Source organism: Thermomicrobiales bacterium (assembly GCA_041390825.1).
GTDB lineage: Bacteria > Chloroflexota > Chloroflexia > Thermomicrobiales > UBA6265 > JAMLHN01.
In genome coordinates this window covers 97247-119766 of record JAWKPF010000009.1, presented here as the reverse complement: position 1 = coordinate 119766, position 22520 = coordinate 97247, and the positions used below count along the sequence as shown (strand labels likewise).

General features: G+C 56.6%; 16 protein-coding genes and 2 pseudogenes. 4 read left to right on the top strand and 14 right to left on the bottom strand.

Going from position 1 to position 22520, the window contains the following annotated elements:
- Window positions 1–24: 24 nt before the first annotated feature.
- From R2855_05890 to R2855_05840, 11 genes and pseudogenes are all read right to left on the bottom strand, one after another.
- Window positions 25–1239: a ZIP family metal transporter gene (locus R2855_05890; GenBank protein MEZ4530545.1), complete on the bottom strand. Its 1215-nt coding sequence runs from the start codon at window positions 1237–1239 to the stop codon at window positions 25–27.
- Entirely contained in the window at window positions 1236–2207 is a 972-nt protein-coding gene (locus tag R2855_05885; GenBank protein MEZ4530544.1) for a multicopper oxidase domain-containing protein, read from the bottom strand. Before R2855_05885 ends, R2855_05890 begins: the two co-directional genes overlap by 4 nt.
- A gap of 817 nt (window positions 2208–3024) precedes the next feature.
- Window positions 3025–3459: pseudogene (locus R2855_05880) on the bottom strand (TlpA disulfide reductase family protein).
- 501 nt (window positions 3460–3960) lie between these two features.
- Window positions 3961–4551 (bottom strand): cytochrome c biogenesis protein CcsA, encoded by a 591-nt coding sequence (gene ccsA, locus R2855_05875; GenBank protein MEZ4530543.1) that lies wholly within the window; start codon window positions 4549–4551, stop codon window positions 3961–3963.
- Between the two features lie 91 nt (window positions 4552–4642).
- Window positions 4643–6091: a cytochrome c biogenesis protein ResB gene (locus R2855_05870; GenBank protein ID MEZ4530542.1), complete on the bottom strand. Its 1449-nt coding sequence runs from the start codon at window positions 6089–6091 to the stop codon at window positions 4643–4645.
- Between the two features lie 69 nt (window positions 6092–6160).
- A complete protein-coding gene (locus R2855_05865; protein MEZ4530541.1) occupies window positions 6161–7366 on the bottom strand; it encodes a L,D-transpeptidase in 1206 nt (401 codons plus the stop codon).
- Between the two features lie 723 nt (window positions 7367–8089).
- Complete coding sequence (locus R2855_05860; GenBank protein ID MEZ4530540.1) at window positions 8090–9256, bottom strand: CopD family protein; 1167 nt, start codon at window positions 9254–9256, stop codon at window positions 8090–8092.
- A 30-nt stretch (window positions 9257–9286) separates the two neighbouring features.
- On the bottom strand, window positions 9287–9805 hold the full coding sequence (locus tag R2855_05855; protein MEZ4530539.1) for a hypothetical protein: 519 nt from the start codon (window positions 9803–9805) through the stop codon (window positions 9287–9289).
- A gap of 729 nt (window positions 9806–10534) precedes the next feature.
- Window positions 10535–10918 (bottom strand): metalloregulator ArsR/SmtB family transcription factor, encoded by a 384-nt coding sequence (locus R2855_05850; protein MEZ4530538.1) that lies wholly within the window; start codon window positions 10916–10918, stop codon window positions 10535–10537.
- A gap of 281 nt (window positions 10919–11199) precedes the next feature.
- Window positions 11200–11673, bottom strand: coding sequence for a copper resistance protein CopC (locus R2855_05845; protein MEZ4530537.1), 474 nt, complete (start codon window positions 11671–11673; stop codon window positions 11200–11202).
- Between the two features lie 266 nt (window positions 11674–11939).
- Window positions 11940–12506 (bottom strand): phosphatase PAP2 family protein, encoded by a 567-nt coding sequence (locus R2855_05840; protein MEZ4530536.1) that lies wholly within the window; start codon window positions 12504–12506, stop codon window positions 11940–11942.
- A gap of 1981 nt (window positions 12507–14487) precedes the next feature.
- On the opposite strand from R2855_05840, the gene R2855_05835 reads away from it, so the two are divergent.
- Window positions 14488–14682 carry a hypothetical protein gene (locus R2855_05835; GenBank protein ID MEZ4530535.1) on the top strand — a complete coding sequence of 65 codons (195 nt, stop codon included), beginning with the start codon at window positions 14488–14490 and terminating at the stop codon, window positions 14680–14682.
- Between the two features lie 70 nt (window positions 14683–14752).
- Here R2855_05835 and R2855_05830 read toward each other — a convergent pair whose 3' ends face one another.
- On the bottom strand, window positions 14753–15940 hold the full coding sequence (locus tag R2855_05830; protein MEZ4530534.1) for a DUF3825 domain-containing protein: 1188 nt from the start codon (window positions 15938–15940) through the stop codon (window positions 14753–14755).
- A 503-nt stretch (window positions 15941–16443) separates the two neighbouring features.
- Here R2855_05830 and R2855_05825 point away from each other — a divergent pair.
- Both R2855_05825 and R2855_05820 read left to right on the top strand, forming a co-directional pair.
- Complete coding sequence (locus R2855_05825) at window positions 16444–17331, top strand: tyrosine-type recombinase/integrase (GenBank protein ID MEZ4530533.1); 888 nt, start codon at window positions 16444–16446, stop codon at window positions 17329–17331.
- Between the two features lie 318 nt (window positions 17332–17649).
- The gene (locus tag R2855_05820) at window positions 17650–17856 is read left to right on the top strand and encodes a hypothetical protein (GenBank protein ID MEZ4530532.1); all 207 of its coding nucleotides are present in this window, start codon (window positions 17650–17652) and stop codon (window positions 17854–17856) included.
- A gap of 73 nt (window positions 17857–17929) precedes the next feature.
- Here R2855_05820 and R2855_05815 read toward each other — a convergent pair whose 3' ends face one another.
- Together R2855_05815 and R2855_05810 are read right to left on the bottom strand one after the other, a co-directional pair.
- Window positions 17930–18805, bottom strand: coding sequence for a nucleotidyltransferase (locus R2855_05815; GenBank protein MEZ4530531.1), 876 nt, complete (start codon window positions 18803–18805; stop codon window positions 17930–17932).
- Window positions 18805–19604 (bottom strand): annotated as a pseudogene (locus R2855_05810) (S-4TM family putative pore-forming effector). The gene R2855_05815 and the pseudogene R2855_05810 overlap by 1 nt, the downstream one beginning before the upstream one ends.
- A gap of 1298 nt (window positions 19605–20902) precedes the next feature.
- Between R2855_05810 and R2855_05805 the strand changes: the two are divergent.
- Complete coding sequence (locus R2855_05805) at window positions 20903–22420, top strand: hypothetical protein (GenBank protein MEZ4530530.1); 1518 nt, start codon at window positions 20903–20905, stop codon at window positions 22418–22420.
- Window positions 22421–22520: the final 100 nt, after the last annotated feature.

The window sequence follows — 22520 nt, the reverse complement described above, 5'->3', positions numbered from 1 at the left end:
CCGGGCGCGGAATTGATTTGGGAGTCAAGCGATGATGAGCGCCGTCGCGTACATGACTGCGATGCCGGCCGTCAGACCGCCGAAGGTCGTCCAAGTCAGCCCCGGTTCGTTCGCTCGCTGCTGACTCCGCCAGATCATCCGGCTCACCTCGTAGATCACTTGCACGATCGCGCCCACGCCAATCGCCAGAAAAACCGCGGTCCAGAACGGCGAAAATGTGAACGCGCCAATCCAGGTGCCAATGACCGCTGGTCCACCCGCCAGCAACGTCAGCGCTACGAAATGCCGGAATGCCGGCCGATGCTCCACCAGCGGTGCCGCCACGCCGATCCCTTCGGTCACATTATGCAGAGTGAATCCAACGATCAGGAACACGCCCAGGGCCGCCTCGCCAATGGCAAACGCGCTACCGATTGCGAGTCCCTCACCCAGATTGTGCAAACCAATACCGAGCGCAATCTGGTACGCGAGGATGAGGCCGCCACTCTCCTGATTCCGGAACCGTTCGCCTCGCCGGCGCAACCAGTGACTGAGCGTAATCAGCAATCCCGCGGCCAGCACTGCCAGCAGCGGTACCAGCACCGGCGTATCGAACGACGCCGGTGCGGCAAGCGCGATCTCCTGCGCTTCCTGGAACATGTCGATCACCAGGAAAAGCAACAACCCGACCGTCAGCGCCAGAATGAAGTTCAGCTTGCTGCGTCCCAACCGGCGCAACAGCGGATACCAGAGCAATCCCAATGCCACCGGAATGACCCCGACATACACGCCGATCAACCCATAACGCCAGATCGATTGTCCGTCCAGCTTCGGGCTCTCGATCGCCACCGGTATCTCGGCCGGGAACGCCACTCCGGTCGAGCTGAGCAGCGTAACCGCATGCGTCTCCCCTTCGATCCAGGGATACGGAATCGTCAGCGTCGCCCCTTCACGCCGGTCCAGCGTTGAATCGCCGTCCATCGTGTACGGCCAATAGGCATCGTCCACAACCACCTGCGCGATCGTAATGGGATCCGGCCCGTCGTTGATCACCGAGATGCGGATCTCGTCTTGCGCAGGGAGCCAGACGCGCTGCACCGCCAGCGTCTCGATCGGCGGAGCACCATTGTCCGGTACTCCTGCCCCCGTAGCGACTATGATGGCTAGCGTCAACAGCAGCAGACCGATCGGCACGATGGCGTAGAGCCAGGGAACGCCCCGGTTGGCGCGACTGGGAGTGGCAATCGATTCGCTGCTCACGCGCCACCCCCATCCTGCAGATCGAACATGCTCATCCATCCCAGCTCGGCGAATTCGGATACGTGCGCGTGGAACATGTACAGCCCCGGCTGGTGATCCTCATCGTCATAGCGAAACTCGAGAAGCCCGCGCTGCCCCTGCGCCTGCATGATCGTGTCGACCGTGCGCAACGTCGGGTCGAGCTGTGTGCCAGTGTCGTAATAGTTGAAGAAGTTGGCATGTAAATGGAACGAGTTGAGCAGATCGAACTCGGTCAGATTGAGCAGATACACCCGGACAGGACGAGACTTTTCGATCACGATCGGATGACGCATGTAATGGAACGCCACTGTGTTGACCGCGTAGACCTCGTTGCCCGCATCGAAGTTGGTATCGAACGCGTTCATCACCATCACGAACTCTTGCCATTCCTCCGATTCGGCGTACTCCGGGTGACGCGCACGTGCCTTTTCTCCCCGGCGAGCGGGATCGGGGTTGATGATGAAGGCCCCATAGAGGCCCTTATGGATATGGCGTTTCAATGGAGCCGTATGGCAATGGTAGAGATGGAGCCCAAAGGGCCGGGCGTTGAACTCATACACGAAGTGCGCGCCAGGCTCGATGTTCCCGCGCCCAATTCCGGGAACGCCGTCCATAAGCGAGGTATGGATCCCGTGAAAATGCATCGTGTGCGGATGGGAGCCATTGTTGACGAAGTTAACCCGCAACCGCTCGCCTTCGTTGCAGCGTAGGGTCGGACCGGGCACTTGCCCGTTGTATGTCCATGCGGGAAAAAAGAGCCCTGGCGCGATCTCGATCTCTTTGTCGAGTGCCACGATGTCCCACTCGCGCACCACGGTGCCATCGGCCATCGTGGTTACTTCGCCGTAGTCGAATGTCGTGGCGAAAACAGAGGGGTCGAGCCGCGGTTCTGAGAAGATGATGTCCCCAACCGTGGAGCCGTTCGCCATCACATGGTCGTCACTCATGTGGTCGGCATCGGTCTGCATACGGGAATGCCCTGGGACGGCTTTCTCACCCTCCGATGCCGATGACCCACGCTCGATCAGCGACGACGCTGACGCGCCAATTCCGCCGATCACGGCACTACTTGCCCCGAGCCGTAGGAGCTGTCGGCGATCGACGCCACGGATCCCTGTCATGTTTTGTCTCACCATGGCCTAAGTCAACAGATGAAGCGATATTAGCAGAGGAATGGTCGCATGTGTAGCCTCGACTAAATTTCTATATTTCCTAAGTGACTTTTCCCATAATGCGGAATCGAGGTTCCTAGACCCTATACAATCTGTTCGACCGCCCGGCTCAGTTTAGATAACGGAAGGACTTCGAATATGCGAGTCGCCGACAGTAGCCACCACGTCGGCTTCGTTCCCGGAACCCTTGGTACCAGCCCCAATTGCTGCCAAAGAATCGAATCGTTCAGGTGACTCGCAACCCAACTCCAATCCTCTACACGCACGTTCAGTGCGCCGATAGCGGCAGGGTGCGTGAATGGCTTGCCTCCCATGAGGTGGTCTTCATTGAGCGAGACGTATCGAGCGACGATGCCGCCGTGACAGAGCTGATTGCGACCGGAATTGTGGCGACGCCGCTGCTGGTCGTGGGCGACGCGATGATTCTTGGATTCAGGCCGAAACGATTCGCAGAGGTCTTCGCGACACATTGGAGCGGTCATGGAGCAAATTCGCGGGTCGAGCCTTAACGTCCAACTGATGGAAGCAACGATTTATTCTTCTGTACTTGTGATCTCGCTCGTTTCGCGGGGCCTGCTAATGCGGGAATTTTTCAGTCCTGAGATCGCGAAATTGTCTCCCCATTGTTGGGAATGACCCATTCAGCAGCGGCGATAGCTTCCTCTCGATTCATCTGGGCCATTACGATGTTGCGAACAATCCCGTCCTCGTCCACGAAGATGTGCGTTGGGAAGTTGTAGATCGGATAAGTCGGACTGGTCAGGGTGCGATCGGGGTCGAGCAAGATCGGAAAGGTAACGTTGTTTAATTCGGCAAACGCGACCGCTTCGGAAGGCTTGTCCCCCAGGCTGACCGCCAGCAACATCAATCCGCGTGGTTCGAGCACTTCCCAGGCCGCTTGGATATCCGGCATTTCGGCCCGGCACGGAGCACACCAAGCTCCCCAGAAGTTGATCCAGACTGGTTGCCCGCGAAAGTCGCTGAGTTGCACCACTTCGCCGGTCGGGCTGACGGCGATAAAGTCCGGGCCTCGTCGCCCACCTTCGGCAGAATACTGGCGTTGATTCCACCTCTCCCGACGTCATCCAGCCCTGCCCGCCCAGCGACGAACCACGCTGCGACAAGAATCGTGGCGGCCACGGCCAAACCGACGACTGCCTGCGTGGTCTTGCCGCGCGGGACTGCTGCAGGAGTGGGAGAAAGCGTTGTGTTTGACATGAGCGTGCTAGTCCACGCCGCCGTACGCATGCAAACCGCCGAAGAAGTAGTTGCCATAGTAGGTAAACGCGACAGCCCGAATCCGAGAATGAGAATGATTGCGCTCCGTTTGCCGCGCCATCCGCGCAACGAGCGGGTGTGTAAATACACTCCGTACACCAGCCAGGTGAACAACGCGGCCGTTTCCTTAGGATCCCAGGACCAATAGGCGCCCCAAGCCTGATGCGCCCACACTGAGCCGAGAATCAAAACCAGCGCCAGCATCGGGAATCCAATGGTGACTGCACGATAGCCAATGTCATCGAGCATTTCAGCGCTCGGCAGCCATCCTACCTGCTTGCGGTTCTGGATAAGAAAAGCACCGCGGCGGCAAGGCAACAGCAAACGTCGCGTAGGCGACAATTGCCGCAGAGACATGCACCGTCATTAGCGGTCGGTTCTGGAGCGCGGGATTGAGCGCGTCGACCTCCCGCATGTTCGTCGGGAGCGACCAGAGGTAAAGGCACATGGCCAGCGACACCGACATGACGATCGCGCCGAGGTGTTTCACGCCATAGAACCGCTCGAACAGCATATATGCCAGGCAGAGGACAAAGACGAATGCCAGACTGAATTCGTACATGTTCGAGTACGGTCCGCGCTTCGATGCAACGGCGCGGGTCAAGACTGCCAAGCCGGCAAAGACCACAGCGAGCCAGCCGAAAAGGGTGGCAAACCGGCCAGCACTCACCGAACTGCGGCCAAATTCCGCCACCGTCCCCGAAAACGTCATCCCGTTAGGCGTGGCAAGAGCCGCCCGCCGCACGCGCATATGCCCAATTCCATACACCACATACGCCACGAATGCCGCGCCGACCGCGAGAGAGGCTGCTGCGAAGAGATAAAACGAGAGCCGAACCATGCCTTCCAAGAAACTGTCCTTTGCTTTTTCTAGCTTCGCGAGTCCTGATCGTTCTCAACGCTCCAGGCGTTGGGTGGGTCCACTCCCCCACTTAGCGCTCGGAATCGGGCCGCTCTCGGATTTCGACCGGTGTTTCGAATCGTTTCGAGATCGCATCAACAGCCCGCCGGAAATCGCGCTGGCCCGACCAGTCTCGTTTGGCGAGTGGCGCCAGCGACACCTGCGATGTGTCCGGATCCTCCCCCCGGTCGAAAATTGCTCGAATGCGGCGGTGCGGAAAGTAAAAGGTGATGGCGAGGCCGCCGACGAGCAGAAGCGCCGCTGCCCAGAAGATAGGAATACCGGGGTTGCTGCCGACTTGTAACAGCGTGAAGCGGCTCTCCCGCACGAACTCGACGGTTAGATCTCCGAGCTTTGCTGGAGATCCTTGAGTCAGAACGGTATCCGGCAGCTCGGCGGATGCTCCCGGCCCAACTTCCCGAAGTTGCACATACATCTGCCCACTTTGGAGATTAAGGTTGTCGAGCTCTGGCAGATTGGGCCGGTCTTCGTCTGGCGAGATGATGTTGAGCTGGGTATTCACGTTGGGAAGCTGGATGATTCCGGCCGGGGCATCAGGATTTATGGTGGATCGATAGATGCCGAGATCGACCGAGTCTTCGAAGAGGAGGTTGCCGTCCTTGTCGGTCACGCGCATAAGCGCCGCTTGCCCGTAACTCGTCTGATAGAAACTCACGGTGCGATAGGTCATTGGATTGTTGACAGTGATCGATTCGCGCTTGATCTCCTCACCATTCTTGTAGAGCACCAGATCGCTGCGATAACTCGCAGGAATCCCATCCTCCCGCCAGGAATCGCTGAAGTTCACTAACTCAACGCTCAGCCCGGTGCCGTGCCCGACATCTCGCACCTCACCCTCCGGGATGATGAATTCCATTTCGCGGAACCCGTACCTGCCCCCCACGATGCCGCCGATCAGGATGAGAATGAGCGCCAGATGAAACGGGAATGTGGCGAGCTTGGCCCAGCGATTTTTGTCGGCATACACATGGAGCGTCTCGCCCTGCCACTGGGTGAGGACCCGATACCGCATGCGTCGAAGCGTGGCCGTGTAGGTTTCAGCGGCATGTTCGATTGGCTCGGCAAGCTGCGCGGAAGCGGAGACATCTGCGTTGCGAATGAATCCGCGGGTAGTGGTGATCGTCGGAGCGCTGATCGTGCGCCATATACCGGGTGCCCGGTTGATTGTGCAGACGGTGATGGCAACGGTCAGGATCGCCAGCAGGGACATGAATGGGATCGACTTGAAGACATCCCATGCGTACCAACGATCGACGATCCCTTCAGTGATCGGCACGTAATCAGCGATCCAGCGTGGCACTGAACTGCCGCGTAAGGTGCCGATCAGGACCAGGATTGCCAAAATGGCGATTTCAATGACTGCCGCACGCACGGAGCAGAAGAAGCGCCAGATGCGGTCTACCACGGTTTCCAGCGGATTGTTCCGCGAGCCGCGTTCCTCCAGGGTTGCTTGCGCCATCAGTGCAACCTCTTTTCTCGGTCAGTCGCATATGCGTGGGGCCCGTTTACAATCCGGCACCCAGAGCGATCAATAGGTGATTTCAACGCGCATTCCGTAGGGTGCCCAGTAGTACAGCCACTCTGCGAACCAGAGCGGCAGGTTGATGCACCCATGGCTCATCACCGCGCCGAAGTTGCTATGCCAGTACGTTCCGTGAAAGGCATGGCCCAAGTCAGTGAAATACATGACATGCGGAACTTCGGGCACGTACCAGCTCTCACCACTGGCCAGTCCCTCCATGTCCTGAATCTCGTACTTGGAGTTGATGTAGAACGAGCCGGTCGGCGTTTCGAAGCCCGGTCGCCCGGTGCTTACATACGTCTCGTTCACCGCCACATCGCCTTCATAGGCCACCATGTACTGCGAGCTCAGATTGACCGAGACCCAGCGCTCACCGCCCGGGTTTGACGGCATCTGCGGCACCGGCGGTGGCGGCGGAATGAAGAGATCCTCGGAGTACGCCGGGAAATCGGTCGCCGTCGGCAGCGGTTCGGTTTTCAGTCCGTACTGCTTGACCAGAATCGAGCCGACCGGCTCCATCCTCACCCCACCGGCGGACGTCCAGGAAAGCTTGCCGCGCTCGAAGATCTGGTAGGTCGCATCACCGCGGCGAAACTCCTCGGTAACCGGGTTGCCGAGATAGCTCGCCTCACCCGTGGCTTCCCAGAAATCCTTGAACCCATTTTGAATGGTGTGCTGTGACTCGGTCACATACCGGCGGGTCGGGCTGTCCGGAATCTGTGCGGCGCTTCCCGTCACCGGCGCCCAGGCGCGGAGCTCATCCGCAATCTGTTCCAGTCCGTTCTGCTCGCCCGTCGTCCAGAGCTGCGGCTTGGACCGGAACACCGTGGTCGGCTTCAGCTCGCGGCCGATCTCGCCGAACTGCACGATCTGGCCATTCGGATCGTCGGGTACATACTCGAACCGAGCGTACTCGTAGTACTGCACCGTCCGCCCGTTCTCCTCGATTTCCGGAGTGATCGGGTTCCCGAACGCCGAAGCGCCGCCCCACTCCCGCCAGGTATCTAGGAAGACACCATCGACCGTATGTCCGGTTTCCGGGATGTACACCGTACGCGGCGCCGCCCAGTCGTCCTGTGCTGATGCTCCCAGCGGGAACATCGGCAACGTCAGCAAGGCAGTCAACGCAAGCAGAAGCGTGCGGGATCCTCCTTTCCGGATCGTTGCACGAACTCGTGCGGCGCGATCGCTACGGCTGATCCTGCGGTCCATCTTCAACTCTCCCCTTTACGTGTTGCATGCGGGTCCAATGCGATTAACCCTGTGGCATGGGCCACCCCAAAAGCGCCCTTGCTGGTCATTCTCCGCTCAAGTTCTGAGTCCGCTCAAAGGGCCTTCTACATTTCGCATCTCCAGACATTTCAAGCACATGTGATCTGCGGAACGGGTCCCCGGAACGGAGCAATCGGAGGTGGAGGCGGAAGGAATCGAACCTTCCAGCCACAGTTCTGTCGATCAATTGAACGAGTGGATGAGCCCAGCCGCCCCCGTTCTCTCACTCCCCGGCTCGATGGCTTCGATCACGAGATCCGAACTCATCGTTCCGTACTTGCTCAGGGTCAATATCATTAATCTTGATCCCGTCTAGCATCGCTGTGCCAGTCCTACTGAAGAACCTAGAGCATGGAGTGCGCAGATCAATCTGGTGATTCGCTCATCCAAATTCACTGAGTGGGATGAGGATGGGAAGGCTTTGGGATCCTCCATGCGCCTGTCGACATCACGTTCTCCAGTTCGCTTCGCTATTTCGATGATGCAAAGACGGTGGATGGTTCCCTTGATTTACGTCGAGCGGCCGATTCCAACGCTTGAGTAGTTATTCAGATTATATCCATAATAGCCATCTCGTGCGGGCCCTTGATCCGTCTTGCGATAGCGACAGAATGGAAGACTGGACAGCTACGGCTCCTTTACACACCCGCCGCACTCTGTGCATCACCCCACCTGTGGCGTAGCGCTATTCGTATCGGGCGGTGCGATAATGACCGGCTGATCGAACTCGGAGTAGTTGTAGAGCATGTAATGATGCCGAGAAATCATTACTTCTTGAACGACATGGCCGCTCGTCTCATCGATCCAAAATGCGTACCACGCGGCTATCTGTTCTTCAGTCTCGGGCACAAAAAACGTCACGACCCGCGTACGCTGACCGTCAACCTCCATCTGGCGGCCAAGCGTGAACCCAGTTGCACCGTCGTAGGCGGCAAGCCATTCCGACGGCGGGAAGATGTCTTGCCACGTTCGTTCGATCCACGGCTGTCCCGGGGTGCGTTGCCAGGTGCGGTCACCAACGGTCAGAATCTCGATGCCCTCGCTCTTGAGGAGGGAGGTTGGCGGATTGCCATCAAACCCGACACTGAGCCGTCGCTCGGCAGTGGCGACTGATCCTTGTCCGGAGGTCAGACGCCAGTGGTAAGAGAGGCTTCGGATGCTATCGACTTGGACGAATGCTGCTTCTACCAATTGTTGGGCTTCTGAAGAGGAGGATGGAATTGGCGGTGCGTCGAACCCATTGACATTTGGATCCGGAAGAAGCACGTAGAAGGGAACGACAACATCCTCAACACCTGGTCGACGGACCAGCACGTCTGCTTGCCACCATCCATCCAGGGAAAACTGCGTCCCCTGGGCGACAAAATTGCCGTTGTCGTCGGGCTCGAGGGTCAGTTGTTGAGAGGCGCTGCTGTCAGTCAGGCTCGTCACGGTCACCCGAACCCGATCGACCACCGTCGGTGAAACGACATTCAGCTGGTCGGCCGGGGAGACAAAAACCCGAAGCTGATTCTCACCGGCCACTGCTGGATCAATGACCAGATGCACCACGTCAGGCGAATCGCTGGTGCCCGGAAGCAGGGCGGCCAAATTGACCGACGTAAGATCACCTTGCGACTGAATCGGCGGCGCCGAGAGCGCAAGGAGAACACCCCCCAAGACCACAAGGGCTGCCAAGAGCATCTCCACTCGGACGCTACGCCTGAGAACCACACCAACAGACTCCAAGTGACGATGCAACCAACGACGATGGCGAGCCGCGAGCAGCAATACCAGTAGCATGACGGCAACTTTGGCGATCAGAATGCGCCCCCAGTCGCTCTGCCACAGTGAGTCAGTGAAGGAAGAATCAGCCCAGAATTAACGATTCCAGTCGCCAATCCGACCGCTGCCAAGGGAGTGCGGCGCGGGAAAAAACGCGTATAGGTTCAAGTGCCATGGAATAGTTTCAACGCCCCGCGAACTGGTCCAGAAGATGGCGAGTGCAGCTAAACCGCCCACCCACAATCCAACCGACCATTCATGCACCACCACCGACGCCGTCGAAAGCCAATCCCATCGCTGGCGAGCGGCCGCATGGGTGGTCAGGCTTAACCCCAGGAGGGCAACCATCCCACCAGCGACCCCGACATTCACTAGCAATTGCACGCGCCGTCCGCGGGCAAGAAGCACATAACCAACAGCAGTCGCGACGAGCGCAAGGAAAAATCCGCGCGGACGGAACCACCAAGCGTCAGGCAATCCATCGATGGCGTCGGAAAGCGAAGGCGATCGAACCATCGGGCGGAAAACGAGTTTGAAAAACAGGTTCGAGTGACGTCGCCACGAGGCCGATTGCACCAGCGATTGTGGCCGCCACAAGCTGTCGCCGGTGATCACTGGGAGCTGCAACTCTCCAGGATAGACTTACCCATATCAAGCATGCCGCCATAACACTGGCAGCAAAAAAGTGGTCCACCGCGTGAATACTGCCCAAGGCTGAGGACGCTCCCCTGCGACGGTGGCGGCTCCCGGCGCTCTGCCAGATCCAACACGGAACCCATACGTTCCGCTGAGCGTGTGACCGTCGTCGGCAGAGAGGACCGACCACTTGACGGTATACGTTCCCGTTCCAATCCCCGAAACATCGGCGCTGACATGGCGTGAGTCATTCGGATCAACTTCGACCCCAGCCACCTTGACCTCGTCGCCTGATTGGTCGAGTACGATGATCGACGGCAGAGCGGGCTCACCGGCTATCCGCTCGGTAAACCAGAATTCCATTCGTTGCGGTGGCGCTGACAAAGGGCATCTGCAGCAGGTTCGGCGCGTTCCAGTTCTGCATGCGCACTGATCGATGGCCCACGGGCCGCAGCGACCAACAGAACAATCAGGCCGCCCACGAAAGTCTCCACAGTAACTTCTTGGTGCGCGATGGCGCTGAAAGAGGGCGTGGCCGCAGTTTCAATACTTCCAACTTCCGGGATTCATCGGCAGTCCAGTCGGCTGGCAGCCCGACGAACGCTCATGCAACTTGAGCTGATTCCAGGAGGGGATGCTGGGATCAAGATGGGTCATTTCTCGGCTGTCCATTCTGGCCGCGCGCACGTCATTCGATCCAGAACGATGTCAGGATTGTTGCGGTTGCGTTTCCTGATGGCCAACGTGATCGATCGCCTGGGCATACAGCGCTGAAACATGTTCATCGTCAAGCGCGTAATAGACACGACGTCCTTCCCTACGCGATCGCACTAACCCGAGGTTGCGCAGCAATCGCAGTTGATGAGAGACGGCCGATTCACTTTGCCCAATTGCCGCAGCGATATCGCAAACGCATAACTCACGTGCCGCAAGGGACGAAACAATACGTAACCGGGTCGGATCGCCCAGTGCACTGAACAATTCAACCAAGCCGACGACCGTGCGCGGAGCCGGCAGATCACGTCTCGCGTCACGAACCGCATCGACGTGAACCACGCGCTCTTCGCACACCAGATCGTCAACGTCGGCCAATTGATCTACTTTTCGAGGTCGAGCCATACCACGGATCACTCACAGCAAACCGACACCACGTGAGGGCTGAGTTCTTACTCACATGTTTGAATCTCTGCATTCTACGCTGTATCCCCCTGCCCGACCATCTCAAGCACCAGTCTCGAATGATGGTGGGGAGAAAATCTCGCGCGTGCCGTTCCGTCTATTCCATCATGTCAGAGTTCGGGCATAAAGCTGCCGACAATGACCTAGCACGGGACACGCGGCACGATCTGAGCAAGTGCGAGCCGAAACTCAAGCTATGACGTTGGGCTACCGCTTGGCGATGCAGCAGGACTTGCGATCGGAGACGCGGCGGGAGTGCCTTTCATCGACTCACCAACGGTAAATTCGAAACTACCGCTTGCTTCTTCTCCATCCTCATTAGACTGAGTCGTCCAGCGGACGGTGTAGATACCATGCCCCGCATCGCTCTTGATCGAAATAGTTACCCGCTTGCGGTCTGGATCCATAAGATCAAGCGTGGTGTCGCCCCCATCGACCTGTGCACCGTTGGGTCCCACGATCTCAATGACGGTCCCGTCTGCGTTGATTTCTTGGGTGAAGAAGATCTCAATCTCCTCCGGGAGTTTTTCCACATGCCCCCCTACAGCCGGGTTCGATCGATCGACCTCCGCATGGGCCTCTCCAATCGAATAGCTTCCGATAGAGAACACGCCGGCACCAAGGATCAACATCGCGACCCCTACCGCCAATCGTCGGCTGATAGACATTTTTCACTCCTTGCTCGCAATGCGACCTTCAACGAGTTGTCAGCCAATGTGTGAATAAGAATTCACGCCTTCGGCCGAGTGTACTAGATTGACGGTGGCGCAGAACTAAACCAAATATGCCGCCTGTTAGCGGCAAAGTGAACTCTTACTGACCGTGCCGGGAAATTAGGACACGAACAGCCGCGATGGACGATCGGGAATCGAACGGCGGGTTTTGATGCTACCGGGCTGAATGCAGCGTCTGCTCTCGGGCGCGCCCTCGGTGGCTACGCCAGTCGCACGCGCCTCGCCAAGCGCAAAATTGGGCCTAGGTACGGCAACACCAGCGGGCGCATCCGAAAAACCAGAATTGCCGAGACCGTGCCTATGAGCGCACCAGCGATCACATCACCCAAATAGTGCTCGCCAACATAAACTCGGGCGAACGCCAGCGCCGTTGCCAGTGCAAGCGCGAGGAGGCCAATGCGGCGCTGCGCCAACACGATAGCGACGGCGACAGCGAACCCAAAGGTCGCATGGTCACTTGGAAACGACGGGTCCGGCGACCTGGGCAAAAGGACAAGGGCAGCATGGGTGGCGAACGGACGTGGCCTCTGCCAGACCTGGATAATGAGTTGATTGATCCCTAAGGAGAGTAACGTCGCTCCCACCGCCACCATACATGACCATTGCCGGTCTTCGCGTCCAGCAAGATCACGTGGCCAGAACCATATCCCGAGCAGAAGCGCCACGAACACGAAGGGCGAATATATGGCAATGGCCCCGAAAGCATCGTCCATGCCACCATACCGGACATTGAATCCATTAATGCTATGAAAGAGGCGATCGTCCACCAAGGTCCCTCGCATCGATGCAGTCCCCACAGCCTGAGGGTTGACCACAAAGCATACACAGCGGCCCGGCCTTCGAGCGGCATAATCGAGGGCATTTCCGCGTCGATCACGTTCTGTTGTTGTGACCCAGAATAGTTATTCGCGTCGGGCGGCAGCCTCGAGTCGTGGGAGCCGCATGCGCGAGAGCCACCTGGGCGGATATTGTCGTTCGCGAGGTACAGACAAACCTGCCCTGGGCGAGTCGAGCTGATGCCGTGGTATTAGCGATGTGCAGGCACCGGCGATCAAACGACGCGGGAAGTTGGCGCACCATGCCGACTCTACCGCAAGCGCAGCTGGACAGCCTGAATACCCGGTTTGGATCACAGAAATGTCGAGCGTACGGCCGAGTGGCGCTCCACGCTCATGATCACGGCATCTGCGACGGAGGCGCATCGCCGTAGTAGACTCCAGCGCTAGCGAGTACGAGTGCTCACATTAGAGGGATCAACATGGCAGCCTCAACCCACCGCCGACGCTATCACCCCAAAGCTTGCTTGACGCGCCGCACGCTCTTGAATGCGAGCCTGCTCAGCGGAGCCCTGTTGTTCGTTGGGTGCTCCCGATCTGAAGGTCCGGGCCGCTCAACGGCGGGCTTGATTGCTTGGCCGGCAGACGACATCTGGCCACCGGAGGTCGAGCAATCCCCTTCTGACATTCGCGAGGCCTACAAGTTCGCCGTCAGCAACTATGAAACCTTGCAATGGATGCCTTGCTTTTGCGGGTGCATGTCGGGTGGACATCGAAACAATTTTGATTGTTATGTTCGGGATATTCGGGAGGATGGCTCAGTCGCGCTTGACGCGATGAGCTTTGGCTGAGACATCTGCATTGGAGTCACGCGTGACGTGATGCAACTGCTTTCAGAGGGTCAGTCGCTCCCCGAAATCCGCAGGGCCGTTGATGCCACCTGGGGGGACCAGGGTCCGTCCACGGATACGCCGTACCCGCCGGATCAGTTCTAGACTCACACTGAGGCTCAGCAGCGATACAGTCGAACCTTCCCTCTCTCGCCGGCTTCGAAAATTGGGTACCAGCCTTGGACTACTTGCGGAGGTGAACTAGGAGGGCAGCCAGCACTTGCGTGCCCACCGTGCTGACCTTACCACCTCCAAAATTGGGGTCAGGTACGGGATCAGGCTCGGGCTCCGGTTCCTCAGGTTCGGCCACGTCGAAGAGTGGGGCATTCCTCAAGCAGTCGGCCATGCCGAGAGCAGCGTCCCACACCTGGTCCGCGTTAGCCGCAGATTCGAAGGCATTGTCTGCCTCTGCGATACATTCCGCCGAGATCCCGTCAGGATCAACCATTAGATACGAAACCCGGATGACCCCAGGCAGACCTTCAGATTGAATAGCCTCCAAGAGATCATTTCTTAGCCGCGTACGATCTTGCATGTCTGCATTCCCTTTCCGTGGCTGCGCACGCTCAATCACACACAATGTAATGAGCGGTAGTGTAGAAGTCAATCATTCGCAAATCCAATGACGCGTATTTCTGTTGAAATGAACTGGTCGTAGAGCAACTTGATTCACATGGTAGTTTTGGGCGATCTCAGTCTGATTGTCGCCCGCTGCACTAACTAAGATTCCCTAGTGCGGGGCATTGAGTCAGAATCTTATGAGTCAAACGTGGCCATAAGGGGCAGCAATGCATGCATTCAGCAGCCGCCCGCCCCATTGACAGGAAGCCTATAGTTTGCTATACTAAATTTATCATCCTCCTTTGTTCTCGGTGGTGATCGCGGCTGGAGTCACGGCTCCAGCCCTGCTCGCTGCCGAAGCACCAAGTGGTGCGGGTGAACTGCAGCAGGAGGATTCCATGTTGGCGAGTGATGTTTCGCAAGTTGTCGATCCTGCCGGCACAAACGGCGTGCTTTTGGAGGATGCCCTCACCTACATTGATGGGTGTCTCATCGCGGCGCAGCCATCGAGTGCACCAAGAATGGCGGTCAATGTAGACCTCGCCATGCTCATGTTCCAGGCGGGCTGTTGCGACGTCGAGGCTGGAACCTGCGACATGCCGACCGGCTTGCTAGAGCAGATCGAGCAGACCTTCTCCGATCGCGGGTGGGCCGTCACCCTCGACGAGCACGTCGACACATGGCGCGGAATCTATCCGTCTCTTCGGCTCTCTTGAGCCTCAATCACCCAACCTGGGGTGGCGTTTCGACGCCACCCCTGTTTCTATTCCTGCTGATTACCGTCACTTAGGGTTCGAGCCACTCCCGATCAGGTCGGGCAATGAGGCGCGCATTCTTATACGCCCAGTCGAGCGGCAGCACCGTGGACCCGTAATACACATGATTTTGTCGATCGACGACCAGGGCGAGATCGGCCCGATTTGGCTTGAGCAGGCACAACGGCAAGAGCAGCTGTAGCCGGTCATGGTGGTATTGCGGGATCGCGGCTTTGTAATTGCCCCGCACCCGGCGCTTGGCCGAGGATAGAGCCGCGTTCAGCGTCGATTGCATCAGGTAGTCGTTACTGCGCAACTCTGGAGGAAAGCGGTTGCGGTTGTCATTGACGACATGCGGCAGGTCCACGACCAGTTCAATATTCGAATCGTAAATAAGGTCTGCCGGGTCGGTGAAGTAATTCGCGATATCCGGGCGCTCTGGAAACACCGTCAAGCGTCGATCACTTTCGGTGACAAATTCGATCAACTGCCACTCGGGTGCCTGCGGGTTGCTTCGACGATGCTCACCGAACAGCGCAAAGATTTGTTCCTGCAGCTCGGTCACCAGTCCGGTATTGAATGCGGAGAGGCGCCGAGTCCCATCCATCGTGACCGCAATCTTTCCTTCTTTTTCAAGCCGGTCGAAGGTGTGATACAGGTAACTTTGCAGAATCGGCCTGGGAGTTGGCGACTCGGTGAACTTATAGTCCCAACTTTCTTCCTGAGCGAGCCGTGCAAGCTCCTCGAGGCGCCGATTGAGGTCACCCAGGACAGCGAATCGGTCTAAGGATAACCGTGTGTCGTACCGCCAGACCCGCATAGCTTGCGGTCCCTTGGGCGATTGCTCAGGGGTGAATTCGACTAACTCTTTCGGTTCGAGCACACGATAGCGACCGCCAATGATGTGGGTATGGTGGACCCAGTATTGTTTACCGGTATCGTCAACGATGTGTCCAAATCCGCGTGCCTTGTTAAAGCTATCGACCGTTCCTCGTATTCTGGTCTCCAGGCGTTGGACATTGGTCGCCACTGGCCCCCGGTCGTTCTGCCCCTTCTCAAAGCTGACTGCTTCCCCGATCATCAGGATTTTTGGCTCGGGGGTTAGGATCGAAGTGCAGTGAACAAATACTTCCTCGGTCGTACCATGCGGCTGAATTTTGCCCCAGCCATTCTTGTAGTCATACCAAATCACGGTGCCTACTAGACTCGCCTCTGCCAACTGCCACTCCTTTCAAAGAAGATGACGGGGTAAACGGGCCTATCTCATGAGGTTGTTTCTTAGCTTTTGTATACGGAAATTCGACTTGAGTCTGCACTCGACGTCGACAGGGATAGAGGGTTCTCTCTCACTGATCGACCCGCATCGAATTGCTTGGGGTACCACGATAACAAGAATTATGGCTCATCGCCATTACGGATTTTCCGGATTTTGATGGCGAAATGTGAGGAATGAGACATGCGTGCCTTAACTCGTCTCCTGTCTGGATGCCAGCCACTTCCGATAACACCTCTTCCCGGAAGCCATCGATCCGGTCGCATTGTGGCCGGATTTCTCTTTTGCCCTGGTTTCAAGCAGAAATTGCCCTCTTGACGCTGGAGTGCCTTACTTCCATATAATGGATCTACAGCCCGTTATTCGGAAGTTCGTTTTTCAACTCTGCGTCGTTGTGCCACAACCACCCAAAGTGGGAAGGTGGAACCACAACGAAAGGGTTGCCACATATGACTACTCCACTCCCCGCCTATTTCCAAACCAGCCTCGACGGCTTCTATCGATCGATGGCCGGCAAGAACCGATCACCCAAAACCGTCCTGGCCTACTCCACCGATTTGCAGCAATTTCTTGGGTGGGTCGTGGAAAACGATGCCACCGTCGAAACGGTGGCTGATATCCAGCGGGTGCACATCATCGACTTCCTGGCGTCTTTGAGTGAACGCAAACTGACCGGGGTCAGTCGAGCTCGCAAGCTGGCAGCGATTCGTGAGTATTGCCGCTACCTGGTCAACATGGACCTGTTGGAGAAATCTCCGGCAACCGGCGTCGATACCCCCAAGATCGAGCACAACGGCAAGGCCTGGCTCCGGCCCGATGAATATAGCCGCATGCTCTCTTTGGCAGCTGGGAATCCCCGCGACTACTGCATCCTGACGGTGTTTCTGCAAACTGGGATCCGGGTCTCCGAGCTCTGCAATCTGCGCATCAATGACATCGACCTCAAGGCCAAGCAGCTGTCAGTTCGATCGGGCAAAGGCATGAATGCACGCCAAATCTCACTGGAGACGAAAGGGATCAAGGCGCTCAAGACTTGGTTGCAGCTGCGACCGAGTGCTTCTCACGACCACATCTTCACCAACGAGCGGGATGGCGGAGCGATCACCGAACGCGGCGTGCGAATGCTGGTGACCAAGTACCGGGAGAATGCCGGCATAACCAAACAGGCTTCATGCCACGCCCTGCGGCACACATTCGCCACCGTGAAGGCATCTAAAGGGGTCTCACCGTATCAATTGCAGCGCTTACTGGGTCACTCCAAGCTCGACACCACGATGGTTTATGTGCATTTGGGAAGAGAGAACGAAGCGGCGGTGATGGAGGAAACGAGTCTGTGAGGTATCGCCGACCCTACTACTCCCCTGCTCCGAGGTCGCTGCGCCGGATCGAAACATCCCTGGATAACATTGCGCTGGTTCCAGCCAGCGAACTCGATTCACTGGCTCGATGGGAGAACGAATCTAGACAAATGACACCAGGAAGCGTATTAGTGGTCACGCAGGCCGATAATCTACGTTTGCAGGCTGTGGGACACAGCATTAGCCAGGCGTTGCGCCGCCAAGGTCGCCGCGCCCAGCTCTTCACTATCAGTAAATAACTGCCCTCCTCGACTTGAGTCGTCAGATTGGCTGGCGGCTCGTGAGAGGAGAACGTCAATGGATGGGGAAGATCTTCTGCTGGAGAGCCTGCAGGCCGGGCGAAGCATCTTGGTGTTTGTTCCGCCCGAAACGAATCTGGATTCGGCTGCGGAAAATATTCGGGAGTACTACGCTCGTGTTCACACCATGAATCTGAGCATCGTGCCGATGATGACCGAGACGGATCAAAAGCTGGCTATCGGACCGGGAACGCGAATCGAGTGAGATATCTGCGGGTCGGCCACAACCGACCCGCTTTTCACGAATACCGCTCTTACCATCTAAAACAGCAAATTCTTCAAGCGCGGCTAGGAAACTGTCCTGCGAACAATTGACCTAAGTAGTAAAAAGCCAAGTCGGCCTTATCCGCCTTATGCGCGTCTAGCGCGTTTCTTGATCGAACGGCAGCCGTAGCGAGCTTGGACAATGCTTCTTCCCGCTTCGCATCACTAGAGCACGCATTTATTCGACCGGAGGCTGCCGCTGGATCGTTCATGCTGGCCAGTTGATGGGTGTTCAACTTTTCCAATAGCAAGCAAATGTCCCAGACGTGAATGTAGGTCTCGACGGAAGACACGTGTTGAGCAGCGCGCATTTCGAGATAAAAGGATGAAATCGGGACATTACAGTAATACTTCCAAGCCTTAACCAGCCGCGCCAACGCTTTGCCCGTGCCACGGGAGGGGGATTCATTGCAGGCATTGACATACGTGAGATGCGCATCGGGGGCTGCCTGAATCCAACCAGATCCGACACTAGCGCCGGGAATGTCATAGATCAGATGCCCGTAGCTATCCTGCGTTGCTTCGTAGGCTGGGATGACTTCCCAGGTCTCCGTGCCGAGAGCGAATTTGACCTTCACCGCTGGACGATCAATCGTCACCAGAGTTACCTGAAAACGCTCAGCAAGGGCGTTGCGAATCTTTTCCAGAGTGGCATACGACGAATCTGGCCGGGAGCCACTGACACTGACAAAAACATCGACATCGCTAAAGCTCCGCACCCCTGTGCCGTGACTAAACGATCCAGTTTCAAAGAAGCGGCTAACGGTGAATTTCGCTTCAAGTGCCGATTTAACGGATTCACGATGCTTAGCACTCGCAGAGCGCTCGGCCGCAGTCGGTGTGAGCCGCGTGAGAAACGATTCAAAACCTTCATTGACCGTGAGCGTCACTAGTTGATCCTTGTCTCTGCAGCGTAGGTCATATCTTCCTCGTAGCCGGGTTTGATTATTTTATAGAACCACTCGGGAACAATGGGCGATGACTTTCTCAAGTCAAACAGTTCGTCCTGGACTTCACGGATATCGAGATTTGTAGCTGTTCCATCATCCAACAGACCATCCAGACGCACCTCAATCCTCCCTCGGGCCCACGATGACTCGATGTGTTCCTGAGCAAGATCCGTTGCGTCTAATAGGGCCGGAAGAGACGGCAGTGCAATCGTCGTCAGATATTGACTGAGTGAAGCGTCCTGCCAGACTGCTATTAAAATCCCCACTACGGCCCAAGTAGTCGCGGCAACATACAGCACCACACCAAATAAGTGATGCTGTCGGCGAGCCCATACCGCATTCGCCCTTTGGCAGAGAGTAACGCTGCGCGGCCAATCCACTTTTCCGGGAGTGGCGTACCAGTTTCGGATCGCGTCGATTCCGTTCATATTTCCGCTGGCGTGCCGAATCTCTTCAGGGGAAAGAGGCACCGCAATGGTCTTGTTCCAGTCGAGACGAAAAACTGCGCAATCGAATTGTTCTTGGGCGGTCGCGCCCTTTCGTTGGTACGACGCTCTGAGGCGAGAAAGTCCTAAACGCGATGCGAAAATCCAAAGACCAGCAAGTGCGCCAAGCAGTGGACCTCGATCCGATAGAACAGCAGCACCACTGGGGCTGCAAGCGCGAAAGCAATCGCACCCCAGGTCCCGAGGTACTGAATCCATCGCGCTCTAGCATAGTAGTGACGCGAAGCCAGCATAAACCTGAGGATCGCATCTTGGTTCTGGTTGCGCGCAATGTCGTCGAATGTGGGTTGCTTCAAATTGGGTGACGTCATAGTTAGTTAGCCGTATGCCGGAAAGCTACTGCCAAAGATCTTTTGCCACTCAGCCACGGCAGCTGCGGAATCTCCGCTCTTGTCCAGCTGCTCAGCCTTTATTGCTCTGCCATATGCGGTCTCAAATCGCTGTACCGCCTCTTCTACGCTGCCCGTACCCAGGGATTCAGCTGGTTTTTGAAACCCGCGGGATCTGCAATTTTCGATTTGATCTGTACACGGCCCTTGTCAAATACGTACCTGCATCCGCTTGGAAAGCTGCTGATGGTAACGCCGCGCAGCAGCTTTTCAACCATGAGCTCTAGGTAGAACGATCTGAACGGGCTGCTAATTTCGCGGTTCCACGCCTTAATCATTTTAATAAGTGGAACGAGATCGCCATTGTGCAGTTCGTTGGCGGCTGTGATCGCGGTCTCGTGAACTTTTGGGTTCGTGGGTATCCAACGCTTTTCTGGTGTACTCGGGATTAAGTAACCCCGCCCTTCCGATGGAAACCAGGCACTACATCAACCACAAAGTCGGTGAACGTTATAGTGACTGCCTGTCCATTTCGACTGATCTTGGGCGTGCTAGGGTAGGTCTCCAGCAAGACGGCTCGAACCTTATCCAAGAGCGCTGTATAGCCGTCAGACGCAAATTCACTCGAATTGAGAATTAGGAAAACGTCTATGTCTGCGTCCTTCAGCGGGCTAATCATGGTGTGCCGCTTATAAGAACCGGTGACGAATGAATCGATGACATTCATTTTTCGAGAAACTGCATCACGAACGCTCTTTTGCCTATTTGCCACTGTAGTTTGTTGCAGGTCAGTAATCTCCAAGTTGGATTTGCAACCTCGGAATGACTCCGTCACCGTAGTCGCCATTATTGAGCTCCATCGACTTCTAATTCAGCGCCGACGCTCAGCTTCCTGTGAAATGCTTTGGCCAGGATGGCTTGTGAGCTTTATTGCTGTGGCCTCGGAATTGTTGCGGGGTCACAGAGTACGGTCCAGGTGGAATTTCATCAGGCATTCAAGGGTTTTTCTCCGGGGTGTTATCGGAGACATTATACCGCTGAAACGCAAGTGACCCTTTCGCCGATCGAGGAACTGCCGATGGACGCCCCTGTTCACATTTGGGGTGGTCGACAGAAACAAGGTTCAGCCGTATCTTAGAACGCATGGTCTACTCTTCAAGTTCGCTAAATCGAACGCCATCCGTGTTTCTGGAGGTCCTGCCGTGTCGGAAATTTTTCGCATAGAGGTGCCTATCGAGCTTGATGACAAAGGATATTGGGATCGTAAGTGTCCCGACGACGAATGTGGGCGACCATTTAAGGTTCTCTTCGCGCATTGGAAGGAAAAGGTTCCCGAAGCCATTGCCTATTGCCCATTCTGTCGCGTTGAGGCCGAGCCCCAAGCTTTCAACACGGATGAACTCGCGGAATATGTAAGAAGCGCTGCCTTGGCGGAAGCGCAGGGCCATCTCGACAAGATGCTCGGGGATTTCGCCCGCAGCATCAATCGCCGTCGTCGTTCCCGTGAAATGGTGTCTGTCTCAGCTGAGTACAAGGCAAGCCCCCGGTTAGCGCCCGTCCCTCCTATCGCCGCCGATCTTATGACTCTGCAAATCGAGTGCGAATCCTGTGGTTGTCAGTTTGCAGTGATTGGCTCTGGATTCTTTTGCCCCGCTTGCGGCCATAACTCGGCCGGGCAGACATTTGACCAGACCCTAACGAAGGCGCGGTCGGTCGGTAAGGCGGTGGCCTTGATCGCAGCAAGTGGTGGTGATATCAATCTCATAGATCAGTATCAGCGAGATATGTTAGAGGGGCAGATCGGCAATCTCGTCACCGCTTTTCAGCGGTTTGCCGAGATCTCCTATCCTCGCCTACCAAACTTCACAACTGTCCCTAGTCGCAATGCATTTCAAAATTTGTCGAGGGGCGACCGGCTTTGGACGCAAGCTGGTGGCCGTTCATACACTCAGACCCTGGATCCGAAAGAGTGGGCACAACTGCAGAAGCTATTCCAACAACGGCACCTCTTGGAGCATCAACAGGGAATAGTTGATCAAAAGTACCTCGACGAAACCGGTGATCTAGCACTCAAGCTCGGCCAACGGATCTCCGTTAAAGAAAGCTCTGTTGGAAGGATGGCCGAGCTCTTGGAAAAACTCGCGCAGAGTATGAGAAAAGATCTCGGTACCGCTGGCGCTTCCCTGTATCATCCGACACCAACCAACCATGAAACGACTGCGGCGATAGCTGGATTAACAGAAACCGATATCAAAGTATTGTGGGCGGCGTGTCGTCAGGCTGAGGCTGCAGGCCAAGATTTTCTCGACGGCGATTCGATTTGCCAGATGCTGCTTACTGACGGGCTGAGCCGACAAGAACTTGATGATGCGATCGAGGTCCTTGAGAGCAAGGGGCACATTGAAGTTGCGTGGGTCATCGCGGCTGGCTCAGTTCCAGCGGCAATCACCGTCACTCCCCGTGCCTTACGGCTCTACTTTCAACAAACACACCCTGAGTTCAAGCAGGAGCGCCAAGAGATCGCCACGTCTGTCGTTGCAGGAACGACTGACAGTGACACGATCGCGCGAGCCCTGGAGCTGCCGACACTGCTGGTTGAATCAGTCCTTAAAGAGTTTGCCTCACTCGGCTGGATCTCGGTCTTTGAGCCAAGCGGTGGAGAAGTTTTGGTGAGTGATATTAAGGTCGGACTTCGACGACTCGTCGCCCAAGGATCCTGATAGCTACTCCATGCAGTTAATGGTTTCCCAGGGAAGCTGTGATTCCAGCTTGACACTTGCTTGCATTATGTCCAGTATGGACGTATCACCACAATCACGT

Coding starts and splice junctions, on each gene's coding strand:
- R2855_05885 (MEZ4530544.1), bottom strand. CDS start 2,207: ATGAGTGACGACCATGTGATGGCGAACGGCTCCACGGTTGGGGACATC.
- ccsA (MEZ4530543.1), bottom strand. CDS start 4,551: ATGGTTCGGCTCTCGTTTTATCTCTTCGCAGCAGCCTCTCTCGCGGTC.
- R2855_05870 (MEZ4530542.1), bottom strand. CDS start 6,091: ATGGCGCAAGCAACCCTGGAGGAACGCGGCTCGCGGAACAATCCGCTG.
- R2855_05865 (MEZ4530541.1), bottom strand. CDS start 7,366: ATGGACCGCAGGATCAGCCGTAGCGATCGCGCCGCACGAGTTCGTGCA.
- R2855_05845 (MEZ4530537.1), bottom strand. CDS start 11,673: ATGTCTATCAGCCGACGATTGGCGGTAGGGGTCGCGATGTTGATCCTT.
- R2855_05835 (MEZ4530535.1), top strand. CDS start 14,488: ATGGCGGTCAATGTAGACCTCGCCATGCTCATGTTCCAGGCGGGCTGT.
- R2855_05825 (MEZ4530533.1), top strand. CDS start 16,444: ATGACTACTCCACTCCCCGCCTATTTCCAAACCAGCCTCGACGGCTTC.
- R2855_05820 (MEZ4530532.1), top strand. CDS start 17,650: ATGGATGGGGAAGATCTTCTGCTGGAGAGCCTGCAGGCCGGGCGAAGC.